The 22,590-nt window shown below is 70.0% G+C and carries 26 protein-coding genes; 13 read left to right on the forward strand and 13 right to left on the reverse strand.

Features of this window, described 5'->3' with window-relative positions; translation table 11 throughout:
• Positions 1–5 precede the first annotated feature (5 nt).
• From VF092_07820 to VF092_07830, 3 genes are all read left to right on the forward strand, one after another.
• Positions 6–767 carry an AcvB/VirJ family lysyl-phosphatidylglycerol hydrolase gene (locus tag VF092_07820; protein ID HEX6747193.1) on the forward strand — a complete coding sequence of 254 codons (762 nt, stop codon included), beginning with the start codon at positions 6–8 and terminating at the stop codon, positions 765–767.
• A gap of 358 nt (positions 768–1,125) precedes the next feature.
• Complete coding sequence (locus tag VF092_07825) at positions 1,126–4,197, forward strand: CHAT domain-containing protein (protein HEX6747194.1); 3,072 nt, start codon at positions 1,126–1,128, stop codon at positions 4,195–4,197.
• A gap of 230 nt (positions 4,198–4,427) precedes the next feature.
• Positions 4,428–5,174 carry a hypothetical protein gene (locus VF092_07830; protein HEX6747195.1) on the forward strand — a complete coding sequence of 249 codons (747 nt, stop codon included), beginning with the start codon at positions 4,428–4,430 and terminating at the stop codon, positions 5,172–5,174.
• A gap of 3 nt (positions 5,175–5,177) precedes the next feature.
• On the opposite strand, the gene VF092_07835 is transcribed toward VF092_07830, so the two are convergent.
• Both VF092_07835 and VF092_07840 read right to left on the reverse strand, forming a co-directional pair.
• Positions 5,178–6,095, reverse strand: a complete 918-nt coding sequence (locus VF092_07835; GenBank protein HEX6747196.1) for a hypothetical protein — start codon at positions 6,093–6,095, stop codon at positions 5,178–5,180.
• A gap of 72 nt (positions 6,096–6,167) precedes the next feature.
• Positions 6,168–6,953, reverse strand: a complete 786-nt coding sequence (locus tag VF092_07840; GenBank protein ID HEX6747197.1) for a sigma-70 family RNA polymerase sigma factor — start codon at positions 6,951–6,953, stop codon at positions 6,168–6,170.
• A gap of 154 nt (positions 6,954–7,107) precedes the next feature.
• Here VF092_07840 and VF092_07845 point away from each other — a divergent pair, with 154 nt between their 5' ends.
• The 4 genes from VF092_07845 to dut all read left to right on the forward strand — a co-directional run bounded on the left by VF092_07845 (position 7,108) and on the right by dut (position 10,144).
• Entirely contained in the window at positions 7,108–7,968 is an 861-nt protein-coding gene (locus VF092_07845) for a caspase family protein (GenBank protein HEX6747198.1), read from the forward strand.
• A 113-nt stretch (positions 7,969–8,081) separates the two neighbouring features.
• Positions 8,082–9,200, forward strand: coding sequence for an alanine dehydrogenase (ald, locus tag VF092_07850; GenBank protein HEX6747199.1), 1,119 nt, complete (start codon positions 8,082–8,084; stop codon positions 9,198–9,200).
• A gap of 97 nt (positions 9,201–9,297) precedes the next feature.
• Positions 9,298–9,648, forward strand: a complete 351-nt coding sequence (locus tag VF092_07855; GenBank protein ID HEX6747200.1) for a GlpM family protein — start codon at positions 9,298–9,300, stop codon at positions 9,646–9,648.
• Positions 9,649–9,706: 58 nt separating this feature from the next.
• A complete protein-coding gene (dut, locus tag VF092_07860; GenBank protein HEX6747201.1) occupies positions 9,707–10,144 on the forward strand; it encodes a dUTP diphosphatase in 438 nt (145 codons plus the stop codon).
• Positions 10,145–10,383: 239 nt separating this feature from the next.
• Here dut and VF092_07865 read toward each other — a convergent pair whose 3' ends face one another.
• The 8 genes from VF092_07865 to VF092_07900 all read right to left on the reverse strand — a co-directional run bounded on the left by VF092_07865 (position 10,384) and on the right by VF092_07900 (position 12,943).
• The gene (locus VF092_07865; protein ID HEX6747202.1) at positions 10,384–10,560 is read right to left on the reverse strand and encodes a hypothetical protein; all 177 of its coding nucleotides are present in this window, start codon (positions 10,558–10,560) and stop codon (positions 10,384–10,386) included.
• Between the two features lie 3 nt (positions 10,561–10,563).
• Positions 10,564–10,752: a hypothetical protein gene (locus VF092_07870; GenBank protein HEX6747203.1), complete on the reverse strand. Its 189-nt coding sequence runs from the start codon at positions 10,750–10,752 to the stop codon at positions 10,564–10,566.
• Positions 10,753–10,989: 237 nt separating this feature from the next.
• Positions 10,990–11,196, reverse strand: coding sequence for a hypothetical protein (locus VF092_07875; GenBank protein ID HEX6747204.1), 207 nt, complete (start codon positions 11,194–11,196; stop codon positions 10,990–10,992).
• Positions 11,197–11,263: 67 nt separating this feature from the next.
• The gene (locus tag VF092_07880; protein ID HEX6747205.1) at positions 11,264–11,461 is read right to left on the reverse strand and encodes a hypothetical protein; all 198 of its coding nucleotides are present in this window, start codon (positions 11,459–11,461) and stop codon (positions 11,264–11,266) included.
• 106 nt (positions 11,462–11,567) lie between these two features.
• Positions 11,568–11,720 (reverse strand): hypothetical protein, encoded by a 153-nt coding sequence (locus tag VF092_07885; GenBank protein ID HEX6747206.1) that lies wholly within the window; start codon positions 11,718–11,720, stop codon positions 11,568–11,570.
• Positions 11,721–11,868: 148 nt separating this feature from the next.
• Positions 11,869–12,360, reverse strand: a complete 492-nt coding sequence (locus VF092_07890) for a hypothetical protein (GenBank protein HEX6747207.1) — start codon at positions 12,358–12,360, stop codon at positions 11,869–11,871.
• Between the two features lie 198 nt (positions 12,361–12,558).
• The gene (locus tag VF092_07895) at positions 12,559–12,729 is read right to left on the reverse strand and encodes a hypothetical protein (protein ID HEX6747208.1); all 171 of its coding nucleotides are present in this window, start codon (positions 12,727–12,729) and stop codon (positions 12,559–12,561) included.
• A gap of 25 nt (positions 12,730–12,754) precedes the next feature.
• Complete coding sequence (locus VF092_07900) at positions 12,755–12,943, reverse strand: hypothetical protein (protein ID HEX6747209.1); 189 nt, start codon at positions 12,941–12,943, stop codon at positions 12,755–12,757.
• 468 nt (positions 12,944–13,411) lie between these two features.
• On the opposite strand from VF092_07900, the gene VF092_07905 reads away from it, so the two are divergent.
• The 6 genes from VF092_07905 to VF092_07930 all read left to right on the forward strand — a co-directional run bounded on the left by VF092_07905 (position 13,412) and on the right by VF092_07930 (position 19,896).
• A complete protein-coding gene (locus VF092_07905; GenBank protein ID HEX6747210.1) occupies positions 13,412–14,449 on the forward strand; it encodes a rod shape-determining protein in 1,038 nt (345 codons plus the stop codon).
• A 10-nt stretch (positions 14,450–14,459) separates the two neighbouring features.
• Entirely contained in the window at positions 14,460–15,560 is a 1,101-nt protein-coding gene (gene mreC / locus VF092_07910; protein ID HEX6747211.1) for a rod shape-determining protein MreC, read from the forward strand.
• Positions 15,561–15,573: 13 nt separating this feature from the next.
• Positions 15,574–16,050 (forward strand): rod shape-determining protein MreD, encoded by a 477-nt coding sequence (gene mreD, locus VF092_07915; protein ID HEX6747212.1) that lies wholly within the window; start codon positions 15,574–15,576, stop codon positions 16,048–16,050.
• A gap of 46 nt (positions 16,051–16,096) precedes the next feature.
• Entirely contained in the window at positions 16,097–17,338 is a 1,242-nt protein-coding gene (gene rodA, locus VF092_07920) for a rod shape-determining protein RodA (GenBank protein HEX6747213.1), read from the forward strand.
• A 152-nt stretch (positions 17,339–17,490) separates the two neighbouring features.
• Positions 17,491–18,366, forward strand: coding sequence for an acetyl-CoA carboxylase, carboxyltransferase subunit beta (gene accD / locus VF092_07925; protein ID HEX6747214.1), 876 nt, complete (start codon positions 17,491–17,493; stop codon positions 18,364–18,366).
• 237 nt (positions 18,367–18,603) lie between these two features.
• Positions 18,604–19,896, forward strand: a complete 1,293-nt coding sequence (locus VF092_07930) for a folylpolyglutamate synthase/dihydrofolate synthase family protein (protein ID HEX6747215.1) — start codon at positions 18,604–18,606, stop codon at positions 19,894–19,896.
• A gap of 429 nt (positions 19,897–20,325) precedes the next feature.
• On the opposite strand, the gene VF092_07935 is transcribed toward VF092_07930, so the two are convergent.
• The 3 genes from VF092_07935 to VF092_07945 form a co-directional block, all read right to left on the reverse strand.
• Positions 20,326–20,727, reverse strand: a complete 402-nt coding sequence (locus VF092_07935; protein ID HEX6747216.1) for a hypothetical protein — start codon at positions 20,725–20,727, stop codon at positions 20,326–20,328.
• Positions 20,728–21,249: 522 nt separating this feature from the next.
• The gene (locus VF092_07940; GenBank protein HEX6747217.1) at positions 21,250–21,945 is read right to left on the reverse strand and encodes a hypothetical protein; all 696 of its coding nucleotides are present in this window, start codon (positions 21,943–21,945) and stop codon (positions 21,250–21,252) included.
• A gap of 28 nt (positions 21,946–21,973) precedes the next feature.
• Positions 21,974–22,513, reverse strand: coding sequence for a hypothetical protein (locus tag VF092_07945; GenBank protein HEX6747218.1), 540 nt, complete (start codon positions 22,511–22,513; stop codon positions 21,974–21,976).
• Positions 22,514–22,590: the final 77 nt, after the last annotated feature.

The raw sequence follows: 22,590 nt of genomic DNA on the forward strand, positions 1-22,590 counted from the left end.
TGAGGATGATCGGCGCGCGATGGATGCGCGCGGTGATCTGCGCGGGGGCGGCGATGGCCGCTCCCGCCGCGGCGCGCGCGCAGGCGATGCCCCCGCCGGTCGGCGACCTGCCGCTGGTGGAGGTGCCCGCGCAGGGCCGCCCGGCGGGCGACCTGATCGCGGTGATGCTCTCCGCCGACGGCGGGTGGGCGACGCTGGACCGCGGCGTGGCCGCCGGGCTCGCGCGCGACGGGGTGCCGGTGGTGGGGTGGAGCAGCCTGGACTACTACCGCCGCCCGCGTACCCCCGCCGAGGCGTCGGCCGACCTGGCGCGCGTGCTCCGCCACTACCTGGACGCGTGGCGCGGCCGGCGGGCGCTGCTCGTGGGCTACTCGTTCGGCGCGGACGTGCTGCCGCTGCTGGTGAATCGGCTCCCGGCGGACCTGCGGGCGCGCGTGGCGGGGGTGGCGCTGATCGGGTTCAGCCCCCGGGCGGTGTTCGAGTTCCACGCGTCGGAGTGGGTGGGCGTGGTGCGCGGGCAGCAGTATCCCACGCTGCCCGAGGTGCGGCGCCTGCGCGATCTGCCGGTGTTCTGCATCTACGGCACGGGTGACCGCGCGGAGGCCTGCGCGGGGCTGGGGATGGCGAACGCCACCATCGTCGCCATCCCCTCGGGCCACCGCATGAGCGGCGTGGCGGCCACGGTGGGGCAGGTGGTGGACCGCGAGGCGCGCGAGCTCATGCACCCGGGAGCCGTTTCGGACGGTGGGCGAGCTCGGGGAAGCTGAAGCGATCCAACCGCGACAAACCGCCAAGTTCGAAGCCCCTCTTCCGCCACGGAGGAGGGGCTTCGTCGTGCGGAATCATGGGCGTGCCAAGTGGCTTCTGCGCTGGCAAGTTCTCCGGCAGCAAGAGCTTGTGTTTCTCGGCGCCTTCCCGCACATTAGAGCCTTTCGGGTCACTTGGACTTCGGTTGGGCAGGCCTCTCCCACTGATCGCACCGCTCCTTCGCGGCCGCAGTTCCTTCCTTCGCAGCAGCCATCCGGTGCCATGCGCAATCCTATTTCGTCTCCAAATCAGGCGAGTGGTGTGTCGCTACCGCCCGCAACTCCGTCATGGCGCCGCCGGGGCAGCGTACGCCTGCTGGTGCTGATCGCCACCGTGCTGGTGATCTCGATGGCGGCCTCGGTGGCTGTCTTCGCGAGGTGGCGCAAGCCCGCGACGCTGACGGAGGAACTCGCGGAGATCGAGATGCTGCGGATTTACGCCACGCAGTTTTCCGTTCCGACGAAGTTCCGTCCGTGCCGCATCGCGCTCACACCTGGACGCATTCCCTCGGCGGACTGCCTGAATAGGGTCAGGGTGCAGGTGCCGAAAGAGTTGGAAGGGCGAATTTCCACGCAGGCGGACTCGGGTAACCGCGACGCAATCCACGCCGACGCGCTCGTGGATTTCGAGCTGGATGATGTGAAGCACAGCGGATTGTCCCGGATTATCGAGCGTCTGCAACTGCTCGTGCGCGGACGTTATCGGACTGAGGACTCCCTCGCGGATCTGTCCGCCGCTTACCTCGTCCGCGCGGGACGAGAGCAGCAAGTGCTGGACTTGTTTCGGGCGCTAGAGGCCGCCGAGAGGGCGATCGCGATCAATCAGACCCACCAGGCGGCTCTTTATAACCGCGCTCTGGCGCTGCAGGGTCTGACCCTCGACAGCGAGGCATCGAAGGCTTGGAGAGCTTACCTGACGGTGGATTCCACCAGCGGTTGGGCCACAGAGGCGAGACAGTACGAGGCGTTACTTCGAGGGAAGCTGGTTCCGATCCCGCCCGCGAATGCCGACGACTCGACGTTGGCCGCTTTTGCAGTGGCGTCGCCCCAGCAGGCGCGGGAACTCGGATGGGATGTTCTGCTCGGCCAGTGGGGTGCTGAAGTGATGCACGACGACACTGCGGCGGCGCGGGCGGCACTGCATCGGTCCGCGGTGCTCGCTCGGGAGTTGGAGAATCGGAGGGGCGACGCCTCGCTGGCAGAGGAGGTGCGCATCATCGAAGCGCATGGTGGAGATAAGGATGCCACGAATCGACTCGCGTCGGCACACCGTTTCTTTTCAAGTGCGCGCATCGAGTATGTGCGCATCAACTACGCTGCGGCGGATACACTTTTCGACCGCGCATTTCAGGCTGGTGCTGATTCGCCGGTGCTGAGGGCGTGGGTGCGCGGATTCTATGGCGCGACGCACCGGGGCGAAGATCCCGTTGGATCCTTGAGAATGGTCCGTGCCGCAGTTGTGGGAGTGGATACGGCGCGGTATCCAGCACTCGGAGGGCGATTCTACTGGACTCTCGCAGTACTGTTGGTGAAGGAGAATGACCAGCGATCCGCAGCGGCGTATGGTACGGCGGTGAGACTGTTCGAGCGCGCGGGCGAGCCGGGGAACACTGCCGACGTCCTCAGCGGTCAAGCCGAAGCCGAAGCCGCGGTGGGGAATGAAACCGAGGAATACTACGCGACGTGGTACAGGGCCGCGTCGCTGCTGCGCCGGCACCGAAATCCTCAGTCTCTCCACCGGCAGTTCGCCGCGATGTCGCGCCGGCTCGTGACGAATGGTTTCCCGTGGGCATCATCGCGCGTCGACAACGAGCTTTCGTCCATCGCGGAGCACAGCAGTGTGAATCTGCTGGTGGTGGAGGCTCGCGACATTCGTGCAGAAGGGCTCGCTCGCAGCGGCGAAATGGATGCGGCGCTGGCAGAGGTCGCTGCTGCCGAGCCTCTGGTCGGCACAATCTCCGATACAATCGCCCGGAAACACTTCACCGCGATGCTGCGTGCAACCCGGGGGATCGCCGAGGTTGGCCGCAATCCGCTCATGGCGGAAGCCCGCCTGAGCAGCATCATCCCCTCTATGCGTAGGGCCGGTGTGCCCCCCCGCTTCGTTACAGCGCTTCTGGCGCGCGCAGACGCGCGTGCCATGCTTGGCCGAACAGATTCCGCTCGGGCGGACCTGCTCGAGGCACTGCAACTGATCCGCACCGGCCGGATTTACAAGACATTTGGATTGAGCCGCGGTGCCGGTCCCGACGCGCGGGCTTCGTTGGATCGCGTGGTCGCTCGACTCGTCGGCGAAGGACGGGACACAGCCGCGCTGGCTTTACTGGAACTCGGCACGACCGCGCTGGCGCAGGTCGAGCCTGCGCCGCTGCCAGCGGCGATCCCGGGCGGCAGGGTCGTCGTGCGATACGCGTTCGCGGGTGACACGATCCTGGCTTGGACGATGTCGGGCCGGGACGTGCGCGTCACGCGGACGCCGGTATCACAGGCGCACTTCCGCGAGCGTCTCGACACCCTCCTCACCCTGCTGGAGCAACGCGAGGACAGCTTGGCGGATGCCGAGCTCCGCAGGATGCACAACTGGCTGATTCGTCCTCTGGAATCGCGGCTCGGCGCACGCAATTCCTCGCTGGTGATCGTTCCCGACGAGACGATGGAAAACGTGCCGTTCGCGGCGCTGAGGAATCCTCGCGGGGAGTATCTGCTGGGGCGGTTTGTCATTCGGGTCGCGAGGAGCGTCGCGGGGGCGGTCGTCGAGCCGGGGGCTGACCGGGCCTCGCCGGTCGTCGGCGTGGTGCAGGATCCCGCGATCGACCGGCAACTGTATCCCGACCTGCGCCAGCTGCGGGGCGCGAGCGACGAGGTCGCGGCGCTGAATGGATGGAGGCCCAGCGTTCTTGCCGGCACTCGCGCGAGCGGCGACAGCGTGCGCGGGCTGCTCAGCCGCGTCTCGCTTTTCCACTTCGCCGGGCACGCCATTGCGGACCCGCTGATGCCGGACAGCTCGTTCCTCGTGCTCGCCGCGGGGCCGGGGCCGGACGACCTCGGGCGCCTCACCGCAGCGGATATCGCGTCGATGGAGCTGCCGGGGCTGGACCTGGTGGTGCTCTCGGCCTGCTCCACGCTGGGCGGCAGCGAGGCGGGGAGCGGCGGGTTCGCGGGCCTCAGTGGAGCCTTCCTCGGCGCCGGGGCCAAGGGGGTGATCGGAAGCCTGTGGAGCGTGTACGACACACGGACGCGCAAGCTCGTGGAGGGCTTCTACGCCGCCTACCGGACGAACCGCGATCCCGCTGCGGCGCTGCGGCAGGCGCAGCGGGATATGTTGAGCTCGCCCGACGAGCGCTGGAAGCGTCCCTCGGCGTGGGCGGCCTTCGAGTACGTCGGCCGGTGAGCAGCGGTCGGGCCCGAACGGCAGGAAGGAAGGGGCGATCTACGGTGGATCGCCCCCGTTTTTTGACTTCTACCAGCGCGGAGAACGCGAAGGGAGGAATTCAGCAGGCCGGGTCCGTCGAATCACTGCACCGCCTGCGGGAAGCAGCTCTTCCCACCCTCCTTCATCTCCCTGACCCGCGGAGGATCTCCATGGCCTTCACCCTCAGAGTGTCGTTCCACGGAATGTGCATGTTCGTTCGCGACGGAACCCAGGCGCTCCACGTGCTCATGCCCACCACGGGCGGCTCCGGCGGCGGCTGCTGCGACGTCCACGCGCCGCGCCTGATCTTCGACAGCGCGCACCTCCGCGCCAACCAGACCGGGCGCGACGACGCGCTGGTGCACATCTCCCTGCAGAAGAAGAAGCTGGAGCTCCCCCAAGTCGGCAACGCGCTCGACAACACGCTCCCCGGCAACCTGGCGAACGTGGGGCAGGTCGTGGGTGACGTGATAACCGGCGCCGACACGGAGGCGCTCGCTTCGCGCGTGCTGATCCGCAACGGCAGCTGCACCGACTTCGCCAAGGGCGCATGCTGGACGTGGCAAGGACAGTTGCAGCGGCTGAGCCACGTGGTCGAGTGGTCGGTGGTGGGCGTCTCGGGCGACTCGCTCAGCCTGCCGCTCTACTCCCTGACGGGGATGCAAACCGGCACGGTGCCGACGCTCCACCCGATCGATGGGGTGGTGGAGATGCAGGTCTGGCATGCGCCCTACCAGGAGCTTCCGCCCGACTACGTCATCCCCGCGCCACCGGTGCGCGGCGGCGACGCCCAGCACTTCTCCGGGTTCGGCATCCTGCTGACGGCGGGGACGACCGACGTGCCGACGTACGAGGACACCGCATGCGGCACCCTCGTCAACCCCAGCAAGTACGACGACGATCCGCGCAGCGCCGTGACCTGGTCGTGCACCAGCGCTGAGGGCGAGTACCCCTGAGCCTCAGCTCGCTTCCTCCAGCAGCTCCGTGAGCGCCTGCTCCATTTGGTCCCAATCCGAGGCGCCCGCCCCCGGGCGGGCGCCTCGCACCCGTTCGAGCGCGTCGACTGCGGCGGGGTTCAGGTCGGGGATCTCTCCATCCAGGTAGCGCGTGCTTTCGCGGCCGCGGAAGAAGCGCACGTCCTCGTCCTCGACCGCGAAGCGCGCAGCCTCGGCCCAGCCGCCCAGGCGGACGTTCTCCCGATCCAGCGTCGGCGGCGTGGGGTCGAGAATCTTGGACAGGGAGTCGGCGGGCGGGAGATTCGGCCGCAGGGCGAACTGGGCGTACTCCCGCGCCGCTTGCGACTCGCCGTGCCTGGCCAGAAGGCCTGCGATCTCGTTTGCGTACTCCTTCGCGCGGTCCCTGTCGCCCGCGCGCACGGCGCGGTCCAGATCGGCCGTCAATGCACCGAAGCGCACCGCTACGGCCCGCGCGCTCAACGCGCCCTCACTGCCGCGCGTCTCGGCGCGCACATCGCTCCACCCAGGGGGGATTGCCGCATCGGGATGCGTCAGCTCCGCTACGGCGACGCTGAAGTACCGGGGGTGATCTGGCCGCGAGAACTTCTTCCACGCGAACGGCGCGATCCCGATCACCAGCACGGCCGCCGCAGCCAGCCCGAGCACGGCCGGCCGGCGCCACACCGGCGGGCGGGTGATCGGGGTCGGCACCGCTTCGGCAGGGCGGGGCACGGTGATGGGGATGACGCCCTCGTCGCGGTCTTCCTCCTCCAGCTCGCGCGTGATCCCGGCGGAATCGACCAGGATCTCCAGCTCGTCGTCCGAAGCGCCCAGCTCGGCCAGCAGCTCGGCGCGCTCCTGCTCGCTCAGGCGCCCGTCGAGGAGCGCCGCAATTCGCTCGTCGTTGGTCAGGGGGTCCATCCGTCCCTCCGGATCTGGTGCGGTACAGGGTTGGACGGGCACAGACGACCAATGTCGCACCCGGGACGGTTCTCAGCTGTCTTCATCGATGATCTCGCGCACCCGGTCGGCCGGAAAGCCTTCGGCCTCGAGCCGGCCGCGGAGGTGCTTCAGGATGCGTTCGAGCCGCCGGTACAGCGGCTTCTGCTCGGTCCGCAGCGCCCGCGCGATATCGGCCACGGTGGCGCCGCCGAAGAAACGCATCTCCACGATGCGCCGGTCCTCGGCGGGGAGCCCCTCCATCGCTCTCCCGAGCACCTCGCGGAGTGCAGCGCGCCCAGCCTGCGCCTCGCTGTCCAACACCGAGTCGTCCGCCTGCTCGGCCGCCGGGGTGATGTCCAGCGGGGCGTCGCCGACCTGCTTCGGGCGCCCTCGAACGCCGGTACCAAGCTCGGCCACGATCCGGATGGCGTCGCCGTCGGAGAGCTGGATGCCCGCGCTTCGCAGCGCCGCGGCCGCTTGGGCCGCGCTCATCCCGTCGCGGTACACCAGCCGTTCGAGCTGCACCGCCGCCGGGCCGCGCCGCCGGGCCGCGGCGGATGGGCGCCAGCGGCCCAGCTGCGCCACGCGGTAGTCGCGGTACATCCGGTTGAGCACGACCGTGAGGAACGTGGTCAGCTGGCTCTCGCCCCGGAACTTCCGCAGGATGGCGTAATCGTCCTCCACCAGCCGGGTTTTGACCCACGAGGTGAAGTCGTCGACCTCGTCGGGGTCCAGGCCGTGCTTGCGGCAGAGGGCCGCCGCGACCCGCTCGATCCAGCCGAGGTGACGCTCCAGGAGGGCGGCGAGGTCCTGCCGTTCGGGCATCGTCGTGGGCATGCCGGGATGCGCGCGGGATCTGTCTGAACAGTGACCGAAACGTATCGCTCGCGCGAAGTGGCATCAACCCGACGGGTTTGCGAACTCGCGGCCACGCGGCCGTCCAACCGGTGTCGCACCGCTCCCGCCATTCCCCCACCTCTGGAGCCGGACCATGGCCGCACGAGGGATCTCCCTGCACGTCGGGGTGAACGTACCCGATCGCGAGCTCTTCCACACCATGCAGACGCTGAAGGGGTGTCGGCACGACGCCCGCGCCCTGTGCCGCGTGGCTGCGTCGCAGGGGTTCGAGACGCGGCTGCTGCTGGGGAAGGACGCCACCCTGCCGGCGGTGACCGCGGCGATCGCGGCGGCCGCGGAGGAGGTGGGGAGCGATGGGATCTTCCTGCTGACCTACTCCGGCCACGGCAGCCGGCTGTGGGACGAGGACGGCGACGAGGGCGACGGCTACGACGAGACCTGGTGCCTGGCGCGGGGCGAGCTGGTGGACGACGAGCTGTACCGGCTCTGGGGGCTCTTCCCGCCCGGCGCCCGCGTCGTGGTGGTCTCCGACAGCTGCCACAGCGGCACCGTCATCCGCAGGCGCAAATCGGGTCCGAAGCGGCGCCGGCGCGCGCCGTCCGGGACGGCGTCCCGCGGGGGAAAGGGTGCCGCGCATCCCGTGCGGCGGATGGGCGCGGGTCCGCGGCGGCCCACGGCCCGCGCGGCGGGCGGTGTGGCCGCGAGCGTCGTCCTCCTGGCGGCGGCGATGGACACGCAGACGGCGCGCGACGGGGCCGCGCACGGGGCGTACACCGGCGCGCTGCTGGCCGTGTGGAACGGCGGAGCGTTCCGGGGCTCGTACCTGGACTTCCAGGGAGCGATCCACCAGCGGCTGCGCGCGAAGCGGATGACGCAGCAGCCGTACTTCGACCGTACCGGCGCGCCCAACCCCGCCTTCGAGGCGCAGCGTCCCTTCACCATCGAGCCGCCCACCATCGAGCCGCCGCCGCCCGGGACTGCGTCCGCCGGCTGAACGGCGCTCACCCTCCCTCGCCAAATGCGGGCGGGCGTGTATATTGTGCGCCCGCCCGCTCTCGTCGTGTCCCGCGGGCCCTCAAATCAACAGCCTGAAGACGAAGACCGACGATGATCATCGGGGTCCCCAAGGAAATCAAGACGAACGAGAACCGCATCGCCCTCGTCCCGGCGGGCGCCGAGGCGCTGGTGCAGGCCGGCCACACCGTGCTGGTGGAGCGCGGCGGCGGGCTGGGCAGCGGCTTCGAGGACGAGCAGTTCGTGGCCGCCGGCGCCGAGATGCTGGACGTGGAGGAGGTCTGGGCGCGGGCGGAGATGATCATGAAGGTGAAGGAGCCGATCCCGGTCGAGTACCCGCGGATCCGCGAGAACCAGCTCCTCTTCACCTACTTCCACTTCGCCGCCGACGAGACGCTCACCCGGGCGATCATCGACACCAAGTGCGTGGCGCTGGCCTACGAGACGGTGGAGCTGCCCAGCGGCGAGCTGCCGCTGCTGACGCCGATGAGCGAGGTGGCCGGGCGCATGGCCATCCAGGCGGGCGCCAAGTACCTGGAGAAGTTCTACGGCGGCCGGGGGATGCTGCTGGGCGGCGTTCCCGGTGTGGCGCCCGCCAACGTGCTGGTCATCGGCGGCGGCGTGGTGGGGATCAACGCGGCCAAGATGGCGGCGGGCTTCGGCGCGCGCGTCACCATCCTCGACCTGTCGCTCGAGCGGCTGCGCTACCTGAGCGACGTGATGCCGGCCAACGTGGAGATGATCTACAGCAACCGGCACAACCTGCTGGAGCGGCTGGAGCACGCCGACGTGGTGGTCGGCGCGGTCCTCCTCCCCGGGGCCAAGGCGCCCAAGCTGGTGAAGCGCGAGGACCTGAGGCTGATGAAGAAGGGCGCGGTGATCGTGGACGTGGCCGTGGACCAGGGCGGCTGCGTGGAGACGATCCGCCCCACCACGCACGAGAACCCCATCTACGAGATCGACGGGGTGATCCACTACGGCGTGGCCAACATGCCGGGCGGCGTGCCGCGCACCTCCACGCTGGCGCTGACCAACGCCACCTTCCCCTACGCCGCGCGGCTCGCCAAGCTGGGGTGGGAAGAGGCCTGCCGCAGCGACCGCGCGCTGCTGCTGGGGCTGAACATCGTGCACGGCAAGGTGGTGTATCCCGGCGTGGCCGAGGCCTTCGACCTGCCGCTGACGCCCGTGGACGAGGTGCTGCGGACGAGCTGATCCGCTTTCAGGGTACAGGAGACAGGGGACAGCCTGCGGCATCGGTGCGGGGCTGTCCCCCGTTCATGTCCGGGCGCTTCGTTGTGGGGGGATGAGGATGGCGACGCTGTTCCTGCGCATGCTCGTCGGGGCCGTGGCGGTGCTGGTGATCGCGCTGCTGTCGCGGACGCGGAGCTATTTCATCGCCGGGCTGGTGCCGCTCTTCCCGTCGCTCGCGCTGATCGCGCACTACATCGTCGGCTCCGAGCGCTCGGCCGCCGACCTGCGCGAGACGGCGCTGTTCGGGATGTGGTCGCTCATCCCGTACTTCGTCTACCTGCTGGCGGTGTATTTCCTGATCGCGCGCCTCCCCCTCGTCCCCACGCTCGCGGCGGCGACGCTGGCGTGGCTCGTGGTCGCCGCCATCCTCGTCACCGTGTGGATGCGCTTCCATCCCGCCGCGGGCTGAGATTCGCGATCTTCTCGCTGCCCCCCTGTCCCCGTCCCCTGTCCCCTGTCCCCTGAGAATGCAGGTTCGCTTCCGACGCCTTCCGGGCAATCCCGACCTTCCGCTGCCGTCGCGCGCCACCGCCGGCGCGGCGGGGTTCGACGTGGCCAGCGCCGAGCCGGACTTCGTACTGCAGCCCGGCGAGCGGCGGCTGGTGCACACCGGGCTGGAAATGGAGCTGCCGCACGACGTCGAATGCCAGGTGCGGCCGCGGTCCGGGCTGGCGCTGCGCCACGGCGTCATGCTCCCCAACTCGCCGGCGACGATCGATCCCGACTACCGCGGTGAGCTGCGCGTGATCGTGTGGAACTCGGGGAGCGAGCCGGTGCCGGTGCCGCGCGGGATGCGCATCGCCCAGCTCGTGTTCGCGCGCTTCGAGGTGCCCGAGATCGTGGAGGCGGAGGAATTGACCGACAGCGGCCGCGGCACGGGCGGATTCGGCTCGACGGGGCACTGAGACGAAATCCGGGGCAGACGGTTGATGCACCCACCGATCCCACGCTGACGTCATCCTGAGGCCGGTCAGACTGTAATCAGCGTCTGGGCAAGCGTTTGCAGGCCGAAGGATCTATCATCGCGGCAGCACGAGGCTCGGTGGGACGCACCGGTACTTCAGCGGGAGCTCGGATAAGACGCGGATCGGTGATGTGACTGGCGCCCGGCGGAGATCGCTCCGCCGGGCGCATCGTCATCCTGTCAGGGTGTGCAGGGGCAGCAGGTCGGGTTCGTGGCGATGGTGGAGATGGTGCATACGATCTTCACCGTCTCCGCGCCCTCGCGCGCCTGCACCGTGCCCAGTCTCTGTAGTTCGTCGTCCGAAGTGGGGAACGACTCGACGGTCAGGCGCTCGACGTCCAGCTTCAGCTTCCGCATGGTTCAGCGCTCCTCGTAGCGGGGGGTGCACGGGCAGCAGGTGGGGTTCGACTCCAGCCAGGTGCTGCCGCAGAACGTCTTGATCGTCGGCTGCATCTCGCGGCCGGCGACGGTGCCGTGGCCAGCCACCGCGTCCGCGGTCGAGAACGAGTCGATCGCGAGCGCGTCCAGGTCCAGCTTCAGCTTCCTCATCATGCTCCTCCAGTAAAGGGATCGGTTCGCGCCCGGGGAACGCATGGTGGGTGCCGAGGGACGTGGAGCGCCGAGGAAGATCGCGGAAAGGCCGTAAGTCGTGGCGGGATGCGGGGTTCGGCTCGATGGGGCGGAAGCATGCGAGCGGCGGAGCGAAAGGTTCGCTCCGCCGCTCGCACCGTTTCGGTGAGGGTGGCTGCCCCGAAATTCAGACGCGTTCGGGATCGCCTCCCACGCCTACACGCGCTCCTCGACGCAGGTGGTCCGCGTGGACGGCGGCGGACAGAACGCGTGATAGAACGACGCGCCGGTGGTGCAGCCACAGGACGCATACGGCGGCGTGGGCGCGTCGTACGCCTGCACCGTGCCTTCCTCCGTCTCGAGCGCGGCGATGGGGAACGACTCCACCGCGAGCACGTCGAGATCGAGCTTCACTTTCTTCATCTGGACCTCCATTCGTGGGGATGGAGAGGCCGGACGGGCCACGGCGCCCGCCCGGCCGTGGCCCGGCTCAGGCGTCGGGCGCGACCACGGGAGTCGGCGGCGGGCAGAAGCGCTCCAGGTACGAAGCCCCGGTAGTGCAGCCGCAGGACGCGTACGGCGGCGTGGGCGCGTCGTACGCCTGCACCGTGCCTTCCTCCATCTCGAGCGCGGCGGTCGGGAACGACTCCACGGCGAGCGCGTCGAGCTCGAGCTTCACCTTCTTCATCCATGCCTCCGGTCTGGTGGGATACTGATTCCGGCAGCGGCCGGCCCGCTCCCGGACGTGCGCACGCCCGGCGGGACGTCGTCCGCGCCGGGCGTGCAGTGTGCGTTCAGTGCTCCGCGGGGAACGCGCAGGCGCCGGCCACGCAGGAGAGCAGCGTACATCCCCAGCTGCGGGTGTCGCGCTCCGCCTCGCGCACTTCGGGCGCGGCGGTCCACGAGACCACGCGCAGAGAGTCCACGTCGAGTCTCAGCTTCGGCATCGTTTCCTCCCGTGGTGGGTCGATCGCACCGGCACGGCCGAACGGCCCGAGGGTGAAGTCTCCTCGGTGTCGCGATGCGGTTCGGGTGCGGTCGGTGTGCTTCCACCCTAACCCCATCTTCCGACGTCCGCAAGGGGACATCGCGGCGTCAGATTGTCGCTTTGTTGGGCGCAGAGGTGCCGTCATCGCCGCCCCGCGGACGATTCCACGGTGGCGTGATGCGCGGGACGCCGATCTCCCGCAGCGGCTTCCCGGCCAGGTACCCGGCCGCGAGCGTCACCGCGTCGGCGACGGTGGGGAGGATGGCGAGCTCGGCGTACTCCGATTCGGATTCGATGGCCGCCTTGCGCTCGGGAGATGCGCGCACCCAGCGGTCCCCGCCCACGGGGAGCGGCGCGGCGTAGTAGCGGATCTCGCCCAGGATGCGGGAGAAGACCACCCAGCGCGTATGGCCGGTGATGATGATCGTGGGATCGCGCTCGAGCCGGGCCATCATCCCCTCGACGCCCTCCTCCTCGGCGGACCATTCCAGGTCCGCGAACCCGCCGATGGACTCCTCCAGCTGGCCGTCGATGGCCACGCCACGCCGCTCGGCCTCGGCGCGGAACTCGTCCACCAGTCGCGATCGGGCGTGCTCCATGATGTCTCCTGGCGAGATGCTTTGGTGAGCGCCCGGCATCCACAACTGCGGGGTCTCACGCAGAGTCAGCAGGGTCAGCAGAGAACAGCGGTCTGGTGATGACCCGCCGCGGAATTCGTGACGAAGAAGATGTCGGGAGGGGGATGGCGCAAGCGTGCGGCGCGGAGGGGTGCGATCTCCCTCCGCGCCGCCGTCCAATCAGAGCTCGCCCCAGCGCGGCGTGCAGGGGCAGTAGGTGAGGATCGTCTTCGCGTAGGGCGAGGTGTCGAGCATCTCGTGCGCCTCCACGCTCCCGGGCGCTCCGTCTTCGGGCGCGGTGGCGAACGAATCGACGGAGAGGGTCTCCAGGTCCAGCTTCAGCTTGCGCATCGGTGCACCTCTTTGGTTGGTGAGTCTACTCGTCCCAGCGCGGCGTGCAGGGACAATAGGTGAGCTGCGTCTTGCAGTAGGTCGTGGTCTGGGCGCAGGTGAAGGTGCGCGCCAGCTCGCGTGCGTGCACGCTGCCGGGGTCCGCCGCCGACGCGTCGTCCGTGGAGAACGAATCCACGGCGATGGTGTCGAGGTCCAGCACGAGCTTTCTCATCGCGCCTCTCCGCTCGGGGATGCGCCGGCGCGGCGATGTGCGGCGGCCGGCGACGGTTGGGGGAGAGATGATTCTAAACCAGACGTATTCTGTTGATCAAGGTCCGGAGTTTCGCTTCGATCCGGTTCGAATGCGACCTCAGGGGTACGATGGAGCGGGGAGCGAAGCGGGATCGGTGATGCCGCGGGGTCACGCGAGCCGCCGTGCGGGGGCGATCCCGTCCGCGCGGCTTTGCCCGGCCCGGACGCCGCGCCGGGGTACGGGCGGCGTCCGCGTGCCTCCCCCGGCATGCCCCGTGCATCGGGCGGCTCGCGGCGCGGCGGTGGACGCGGCGCTTCGGGTTGCGAGCGGCGGGGGGCGGGCGTAGCTTTTTCGGGTTCCGCAAGTCCTTCGTACACTTGGGGGCTACGCACCCGAACGTGTCCGGCGCGCCAGAGCCGCGCTCCGGCGGAAAGTCTTGGTCCGCACATGGCATTGGGCTGGTTCAAGAAGGGGAGCTTTCTCCCGGTCAACGACATCGCCGTAGACCTGGGGACCGCGAACACGCTGATCTACGTGAAGGGCGAGGGGATCGTCCTGAACGAGCCGTCGGTGGTGGCGCTCGACAAGGCCAGCGGCAAGCCCAAGGGGATCGGGCTCGAGGCCAAGCGCATGCTGGGGCGCACCCCCGAAGGCATCCTGGCCGTGCGGCCGCTGAAGGACGGCGTGATCGCCGACGTGGACGTGACCGAGATCATGCTCCGCTACTTCCTGCAGAGCGTGACCTCCAAGCGCTTCCTGAAGCTCAAGCCCACGGTGGTCGTCGGCGTGCCGAGCGGGATCACCGAGCTGGAGCGCCGCGCGGTGCGCCAGAGCGCGGCGGCCGCCGGGGCCAAGGAAGTCTACATGGTCGCGGAGCCGATGGCCGCGGCGATCGGCGTGGGCCTCCCCGTCGAGACGCCGACGGGGAACATGGTGATCGACATCGGCGGCGGGACCACGGAGATCGCGGTGATCGCGCTCTCGGGCATCGTCTGCGACACCAGCATCCGCGTGGGCGGCGACGAGATCGACATCGCCATCGTCACCTTCCTGCGCAAGAACTACAACCTGATGATCGGCGAGGCCACGGCCGAGGCGGTGAAGATCCAGATCGGCAGCGCCTTCAGCACCGGCGAAGAGCGGGAGATGGACGTGAAGGGGCGCGACCTGGTGTCCGGCATCCCCAAGACGGTGCGCGTGCACAGCCAGGAGATCCGCGAGTGCATCCAGGAGCCCATCCAGGCCATCGTCGAGGCGGTGCGCCGCGCGCTGGAGATCACCCCGCCCGAGCTGGCCAGCGACATCGTGGACCGCGGGATCGTGATGACCGGCGGCGGCGCGCTGATCCGCGGCCTCGACGTGCTGATCGCCCGCGAGACCAACCTGCCGATCCACGTGGACGAGGAGCCGCTGACCTGCGTGGTCCGCGGCGCGGGGCGGATCCTCGACGACATCGCCAAGTTCCGCGGAGTGCTGGCCTCCTGAGGGCTTTCCCATGAGCACCTTCCGACCCTACCTGCGCGGCACCGGCGACCGGGCCCGCAAGCGCGACCTGGCGGCGGCCGCGGCCTTCGCCGGCCTGTCGGCGCTCCTGCTGGCCATCCCCGCGGCGTACCGCGACGCGGTGGGCCACGCGGTGCGCAGCAGCGTGCTCTATCCCGTGATGGCCATGCAGCACGGCGCCAGCGACCGCGAGGGGCGCTACGCCGACGCCGCGCGGCTGCGCGCCGAGCGCGACTCGCTGGCCTCCTTCCTGGTGGGCCAGAGCAACCTGGCCGAGGAGAACCGCGAGCTGCGCTCGCTGCTGGGCTTCCGCCCGCGGCTGACCTACTCGTTCGTGGCGGCCGAGACGGACCCGGTGACCGGCCCCGGCTCGGCGGGAACGCTCCGCCTCTCCGTGGGCAGCCGCGACGGGGTGAAGCAGGACGCGCCGCTGGTGACCGCCAGCGGGCTGGTGGGGAAGGTGTGGAAGCTGGGGGCCACCTCGTCGGTGGCGATCGACTGGACGCACGACAAGTTCGCCGTGGCGGTGATGACGGTGGACGGCGAGACCTACGGGATCGCCACGCCGGGGAACGACCCGCGCGGCGAGCGGGTGCTGGCGCTGACGCCGGTCGCCTTCCACACCGTCCCCGACACGGGCTCGCTGGTGGTGACCAGCGGCGACGGCGCGCTCTTCCCGCGCGGCATCCCCGTGGGGAAGGTGATCGGGGCGGGGAAGCAGCCGGGCGGGTGGCAGCGCACCTACTTCATCCGCCCGCTGGTGAACCCCGCGCAGATGTCGCACGTGCTGGTGCTGGGCGAGCCCGCGCAGGCGCAGAGCGAGCAGAACCTGGCGGCGGCGTGGGGGGTGCGGCTGACCACCACGCAGGTGGCCGACACCACCGCGCGCGCGGTGGCGCCCGACGCGGCCACGCCCATGGCGCCGCTCACGCCGCGCCCGCAGCCCGCGGCGCCGGCCCGGCCGCGCCCCCGGCCGCGTCCCCGCCGGGTGGACCCCACGCCGGAGCTTCCGGGCCGCCCGGTGTATCCCGGCGAGCCCAGGGTCCCGCCCGGGTTCCGGCCGCCGCCGAGCAATCCAAGCCCCCGACGGTGAACAGGAGCGAGGGATGACGGAGGGGACGCAGTGGAAGTTCGCGCTCTTCATCTTCGTGCTGGTGGCGCTGCACTTCATCCTGCGGGTGGGGATGGGGCTGGGCGTGCTCGCCCCCGACCTGCTGGTGGTGGCGCTGCTGCTGGCCTCGCGCCGGCTGCGCCCGGGGTCGGCGGCGGGGCTCGGCTTCCTGCTGGGCCTGCTGGAGGGCTCGGCCAACCCGTTCGTGTTCGGCTACGCCTCGCTGGGGCTGGCCGTGCTGGGCTACGCCGGCTCGCGCTCGCGCGAGTGGCTGGCGGGCGACGACCCGCTGAACATGGTGGCCTTCTTCTTCGCGGGCACGCTGATCTACGAGCTGCTGCTGTACGTGATGCTGGCCGTGGGCGGCGTGGGCGGCTCGCCCATGGCGCTGCTCATCCCCGCGCTCCTGGCCTCGATCTACGCGGCGGCGGTGGGGCTGGGCGCCTCGACCCTCTACCGCTCGCTGGCATGAGGGTTGAACGTGTTGCGGCACATGGATTTGCCGCTTTGAGGGGAACGTGAGGCGCTACCGCTCGCTGGTCCTGGGAGACCCGATCCTCTTCGCCCTGGTGGTGGGGCTGGCGATGTTCGGCATCGCCATGATCTACAGCGCCGGCGTGCTCGACGTGCCCGACAAGACGGTGACGGGCGCGTGGCGGCAGCAGCTGATCTGGTTCATCCTGGCGCTGATGATCGTCCCCTTCGTCCTCCGCGTGCCGGTGGGGTGGCTGGAGTGGGCGGCGCAGCCGGCGTACGCGGTGGCCCTCGTCCTCCTGGTCCTCACGCTGTTCATCGGCGGCGGGTCGGGAACGGCGGCCAGCACCAAGAGCTGGCTGAACCTGGGGCCGCTGCATCTCCAGCCGGCGGAGGTGGCCAAGATCGCCACGGCGCTGATGCTGGCGCGGGTGCTGGGCGAGTGGCGCGAGCCGCCCAAGACGCTGTGGGGGCTGTGGAAGCCCATCGTGGTGGTGATGTTGCCCATGGGGCTGGTGATGCTGCAGCCCGACCTGGGCTCGGCGCTGGTGTTCGCGTCGATCCTGGTGTGGTGCCTGTTCTGGGCGGGCACGCCGCTGTCGACGATCTTCTTCCTGGTCTCGCCCATCCTCTCCCTCTTCCTGTCGATCAGCTGGCAGGTGTGGGGGGTGTACATCGTGGTGATGCTGGTCCTGCTGATCCGCCGCGACGCGTTCATCTCCGAGAAGGCCACCATCTGGCTGGCCAACGCCATGGCGGGCGCGCTGGCGCTGCCGCTGTGGAACAAGCTGCAGCCGTACCAGAAGAACCGCTTCATGGTGTTCCTGGACCCCATGATCGACCCGCGGGGGGCCGGGTACAACCTGATCCAGAGCCGGGTGGCCATCGGCAGCGGCGGGTGGTTCGGGCGCGGGTGGCTGCACGGGCCGCAGAAGCGGCTGGCCTTCCTCCCCGAGCAGCACACCGACTTCATCTTCTCGGTGATCGGCGAGGAGCTGGGCTTCATCGGCGTGCTCTGCGTGCTGGCGGCCTTCGGCTTCATCTTCTGGCGGCTGGTGAAGATCGCCGAGAAGAGCAACGACCCCTTCGCCTCGCTGGTGCCCATCGGCATCTTCGGCAGCTGGTTCGCGCACGTGCTGATCAACGTGGGGATGACGGTGGGGATCATGCCCGTCACCGGCATCCCCCTGCCGTTCATCAGCTACGGGGGATCGTTCCTGCTGGTGAACCTGCTGGCGATGGCGGTGATCCAGCGGGTGGCGGCGGAGACGGGGCGGGCGAGATAGAACCGGAAGTGCGAAAGTGCGAGAGTGCGAAAGTGCGTGGGTTCCGGCGCGAGACCGATTGCCGCGCCCGATCTCACGCCGCGCGCCGCCGCCGTGTCCCGTGGTGACCACTTTCGCACTCTCGCACTTTCGCACTCACGCACTTTCCTGATATGGCCTGGTTCAAGAAGCCCAAGACGCGCCTGCAGGCGTCCGACAAGCGCGACCTGCCGGGCGACGTGTGGGAGAAGTGCCCCAGCTGCGGCGAGATCCTGTACCGCGAGAAGCTGAAGGAGAACTGGCAGGTGTGCCCCAACTGCGGGCACCACCACCGCCTGTCGGCCAACGGCTACGTGGCGCTGCTGATCGACGAGGGCACCTTCCGCGAGACCGACCGCGACCTGCGCTCGGGCGACCCGCTGCAGTTCGTCGACCTCAAGCCCTACCGCGAGCGCCTGGCGCAGGCCGAGCGCAAGAACCCGCACGGCGAGGCGGTGATCACCGGCACCGGCGACCTGGAGGGGATCCCCGTGTCGCTGGGGGTGATGGACTTCTCCTTCATCGGCGGGTCGATGGGGTCGGTGGTGGGCGAGAAGCTGGCCCGCGCGGGGATGCGCGCGCTGGAGAAGCGCACGCCGCTCCTCATCGTCTCGGCCAGCGGCGGCGCGCGGATGATGGAGGGGATCTTCTCGCTGATGCAGATGGCCAAGACGTCGGCCGTCCTCGCGCGGCTGGACGAGGAGGGGCTGCCGTACGTCTCCATCCTCACCGACCCCACGACGGGCGGGGTGACGGCGAGCTACGCCATGCTGGGCGACGTGAACGTGGCCGAGCCGGGCGCGCTGATCGGCTTCGCGGGGCCGCGGGTGATCGAGCAGACGATCAAGCAGGAGCTCCCCGACGGCTTCCAGCGCTCCGAGTTCCTGCTGGAGCACGGGATGCTGGACCTGATCGTGGATCGCCGCAAGATGAAGAGCGAGCTGGCCCGCGTGCTGCGCCACATGCTGGGCCAGCCCGCGGTCGAGGAGTTCGCAGCGGCGGAGGCGTGAGGTCTCGCCCGGTCCTGGGCCGGGCTTCTGGCCGGGCGAATGAATTCACGGCAACAACAGCACGAAGTCGCTGCGCGACTGGTGCTCGGCATCCGTGTGATGCGCAAGCATTTCTGCCGGCACTGAGTTCTCCCCTCCCCTGCGAAGCGGGGGAGGGGCCGGGGGAGGGGGCTAGCCGGGGGCGGGCAGGCTGCCTGCTCGTCGGACCCAAACTTCTCACCTGTCGATCTTTCGCCGATGAAGGCTGACGAGCCGGGGGCGTGGCTGTTCGCACGCCCCACCGGCGGCATTCGCTGGGGGCTGGAGAGGACGGAGGAGCTGCTCGCCGGTGGGGGGGATCCGCACCGGCGGTTTCGTTCGCTCCATGTGGGGGGGACCAACGGGAAGGGCTCCGTCTCGGCCATCTGCGACGCGGCGCTGCGGGCAGCAGATCCCACGCGGACGGTGGGGCTCTACACCTCGCCGCACCTGGTCTCGTTCGACGAGCGCATCCGCATCGGCGGGCGGCCGGTGGAGCGCGAGCTGCTGCTGGCGTGCGAGGCCCGCCTCCGCCCCGCCATCGAGCGCACCGGCGCCACCTTCTTCGAGGCGACCACCGCCATCGCCTTCCTCTGCTTCGCGGAAGCCGGCGTCGACCTGGCCGTGGTGGAGGTGGGCCTCGGCGGGCGGCTGGACTCGACCAACGTGCTGGCGCCCCTGGCGTGCGCCGTCACCAACATCGCCCGCGACCACACGGAGTACCTGGGCGAGAGCCTGGACGAGATCGCGTTCGAGAAGGCGGGGATCTTCAAGCCCGGCATCCCCGTGGTGGTCGGCGAGACGGAGGCCGCCCCGCTCGCCGTCCTGGCGCGGCGCGCGGAGGAGGTGGGCGCGCCGCTGACGCTGCTCGACGCGGACGCGGTGTCGGACGTGAAGACGTCGCTCGAGGGCACGGTGTTCGAGCTGGAGTCGCCGCGCTGGGGCTCGCGCGAGGTGCACACGTCGCTGATCGGCGAGCACCAGGCGCGCAACGCGGCGGTCGCCGCCGAGCTGCTGGGCCGGCTTCCGCGCTCGATTCGGCCGCCGTGGGAGTCGGTGGAGACGGGGCTCGCGTCCGTGCGCTGGCCGGGGCGGATGCAGGTGGAGCGCGTGCGCGGCGCCACCTGGGTGTTCGACGTGGCGCACAACGCGGCGGGGGTGGCGAGCCTGGCCGCCACGCTCGGCCGTCTCCGCCTGCCGAAGCCGGTGGTGCTCGTCACCGCCATCCTCAAGGACAAGGGATGGGCGGAGATGCTTCCGCCGCTTCTGGCGCGCGCGGACGCGGCGGTGCTCACCGTGGCCCCGTCGTCGCCCGAATCGCGCCGGTGGGACCCGGCCGAGGCGGCGGCGCGCATCGGCGAATCCGCGTCCATCCCCGTGCGCGTGATCCACGACTTCGCGGCGGCGCTGCAGCGCGCGGAGACGCTGGCGCCGCACGGCACCATCCTCGTCACCGGCTCCGTCCACACCGTCGGCGACGCCCTCCGGGAGCTCGCGATCCCTATCTTCTGATCCGGAGTCCGGATTCTGGTTGATGCACCCACGTCAGATCCAGGCTGACGTCATCCTGAGGCCGGCCAGACTGTAATCAGCGTCTGCGCAAGAGCCGGCAGGCCGAAGGATCTATCATCGCGTCAGCACGCGATTCGGTCGGGCGCACCAATCCTTCACTCGGGCCAGCCAAGAACGACGAAGGGCTCTCACGGAGCACGGTGGTCACGGAGGAACCGATCAGTTCCTCTGCGGCCACGTGTCTTCCATGAGAGCCCTTCTTCTCACCAGACCGGGGCGAAGCCTCGCTGCGTCTTGCCGAATCGCGTGCCGCGCCGGCGATAGATCCTTTGGCCTGCAAGCGCTTGCGCAGACGCTAGTTACGGTCTGGCCGGCCTCAGGATGACGTCGATCCGGGGATGGCCAAACGTCTCGCATCCCTTCAGCCGGTCACACGCCGTGGGGCGCGAAGTGCAGCGGGCGCCTGGGACGGCCGAAGAACGGCGCCACGGCGATGGCGGCCAGCACCAGCGGCCACAGGCGGCCGTTCAGCAGGTCGTAGCTGGCCAGCAGCTCGTTCCAGCTCGCGCCCATCACCCAGTGCCCGAACGCGAGCTCGAACGCCACCGTCCATCCCACCCACGCCACCGCCACCTGCGCCGTCCGCGCCTGCGACAGCCGCACGTCGCGCACGAACGGCCGGGTGACGAGCAGGATCAGCACGATCGCCGCCGCCACGCTCACCGCCTGCGCGGTAGCGGGGCCCAGCCGCGGCTCCAGCACAATCGCCCGCAGGGCGCCGTTGGCCACCATCGCCACGGTCAGCACCAGCCACACACGAAGTGCACGCATCCACATGGTTTCCTCCCCGTCGGGCGGGTCGAGCGAACTCCATCCGATGCCCAAGATGCGCGTCGCCGCCGCGTGGAGAGGTCCGGAACGGCCGTACCCGGATGTAGAGAAATCCCCGAATCTGCTGGAGATCCGGGGGATTTTCTCGGCCTTCGGCCCGAACGGTCGGTTTCATCGCACCGGGCCGGATCGCTAACTGACGGCGATCGGGTGGGTGCGGGGGACGCTCACCGCCCGCCCGACGAGATCCGCGTGGGGTCACGCATGGCATGCCCACGGATCGAGATGATACTTAAGTAGATGCTTAACTATTGGATCGGGAAGATAGCGGCCCCGAGCGACGCCAGCCTGGCCGAAGCCTCGTTCACAAAGAGGACGGCGGAGACGGACGTGCGCTCGCCCTGCGCCGATCTCCCTTGATGACCGCAGTTGGCGATCCCGACCCGTGCTCGTCGGTCGAGGCTCAGGCGGATGTCCGTGGCGCGGAATGCACAACCGACCGTTGCAATTGCTTCGGGGCAATCACCCCGCGGGGCGGGGAACGGCGCCGTAGGCGGTCTGCGCCAGCTGCGGCGTGACCTCGCGATGGCGGTCGGCCCACCAGGCCCAGAGCGGGAGGAGCCACATCGCCAGCGCGGTCCACGCGATCGCGCGCTCGCCGGGCGGCGGGGGGCCGAAGGTGCTGGCGAGGTAGACGACCAGGAAGAACGCCATCAGCGCGCGGAACGCCCATCGTCCGATGCCGTCGCGCGGGTGCGAGGTGCCGAGGTAGACGGCGAGTCCGATGGCGAAGAGGAGGAGCTCGAAGACCAGCGTCGTCGGGAGCGAGTGCCACATCCCCACGCCCACGCGCGGGCCGCCGGGCCAGAGCGGGAGGTCGGGGCGGTGCGTCAGCCAGTCGAGCACCCAGTGGCTGAGGACGAGGAAGCCGATCGTCCACGCGCCGTAGCCGTACCGCGTCACCGCGTAGTAGAGGCCGCCCGCGAGCACCGACCATCCCACCACCGCCAGCAGCGAGTGGGAGATGGGATAGGAGACGAAGTCCAGCGGCGCCATCGCCGTGTTCCCCGGGTCGATCCGGACGTGCTCCACGCCCAGCAGCAGGAGGATGGGCCAGAGCAGGTCCAGGAAGATGGCGGCGCCCAGCAGGACGCCGAGCGAGGTGCGCGGGGCGGCGCGCTTGCCCGCGAGCGCGGCGGCGGTGTGGCCGATGAACATCGGTGCGTGGGTGCGTCCGTGGATGGCGTCAGACGGCGAGCGGGTGCGGTGGGAGGACGGCCACGCGCTCGTTGCGCAGCGAGACGAACTGCACCGCGCCCTCGGCGGTGACCTCGCAGCGGAACGGGTGCATGCGCGGGTCCACGTTCCACCCGAAGCCGTGGCGCAGCACCTCGTCGGAGTCGCGCTGCTGCTGCGCGCGGATCTGCGCGGGCGTGTACGCCGGCAGCTTCTGGCGATAGTCCGCGCAGGTGGCCTCGGCCGGGCCGTCCTCCGCGGGCCCGTGGAAGATCAGGTACACGTCCTCGATCTGGTGCGCCTGCACCAGGAACGCGCACTCGCGGCGGAACTGGTCGGCGCGCATGAAGCTGACGCCGCTGGCGCTCAGCGCGCCCGGCCCGCCGGGGACGTACATCCGGTCGTAGTGGTTCACGCCCTGCGCGGCCAGGAACTCGTCCACCGGCTCCTGCAGCCGCCCGTCGGAGCAGGCGATGACCAGCACGCCCGGCCGTGCCGGGTTCCACGGATCGCGGGCGACGTACGGTCCGGAGGGGACGCCGAGCTTCACGGTGCCAGTCTCTGGTGGGGGGATTGGGACACGTGGCGACGGAGGAAACTTAGGCGCCGCCCATCATCCTGCACCAG

The organism is Longimicrobium sp. (assembly GCA_036377595.1).
GTDB lineage: Bacteria > Gemmatimonadota > Gemmatimonadetes > Longimicrobiales > Longimicrobiaceae > Longimicrobium.